Below are 703 nucleotides of genomic sequence, written 5' to 3'. Positions count from 1 at the left end.
TGAGAAGCCACCAATCGCAATAGTAGAGAAGCTGTGGCTGATGGCATCAAACGGCGTCATACCCGCGAGCCAAAAAGCAACCGCACAAGCGATTGTCAGGCTTAAATAGATGTACCACAGCGCTTTTGCTGTCTCGGCTATGCGCGGGGTCATTTTGGTATCTTTCACTGGACCCGGAATTTCTGCGCGGTACAACTGCATCCCACCGATGCCCAACACTGGCAAAATAGCGACCGCAAGTACGATGATCCCCATCCCACCAAACCATTGTAGAAATTGGCGGTAGAACAAAATCGCTTTAGGTAACTCATCAAGGCCGACAATAACGGTCGCCCCTGTCGTGGTTAAAGCAGAGAAGGATTCAAAAAAAGCGTCAGTCACAGAAATGTTGGGATTATCTGCGATTAAAAATGGAAGCGAACCCGCGCTGCCCAAAACCGTCCAGAAAAGAACAACGATAAGAAAGCCATCACGTGATTTGAGCTCATGTTTATGCCGACGGTTAGGAAACCAACACATCGCTCCACAAAAAAGCAGCACAAAAAAAGTCGTGACAAAAGGTACACCAGCGCCGTCTCGATAAAGAAGCGCAACCAGTGCGGGTGCCAACATGGTGACACTAAAAAGCGCGAGCAAAAGCCCGACGATTCGAATAATTGAACGAAATTGCATGGATTGATTGACTAGCGAAGCTGTCCCTGTT

At 48.4% G+C, this 703-nt stretch carries 1 protein-coding gene; it reads right to left on the bottom strand.

Translation table 11 applies throughout. The annotated features are described in order from the left end of the window. On the bottom strand, nucleotides 1-672 hold a 672-nt coding region (locus R7093_RS25610; RefSeq protein WP_318147070.1), incomplete at its 3' end, for a potassium transporter TrkG. Nucleotides 673-703 lie beyond the last annotated feature (31 nt).

The organism is Vibrio sp. 1580 (assembly GCF_033340055.1).
Note: the sequence above shows the minus strand (reverse complement) of the source record. Positions and strands in the feature narration are given on the sequence as shown.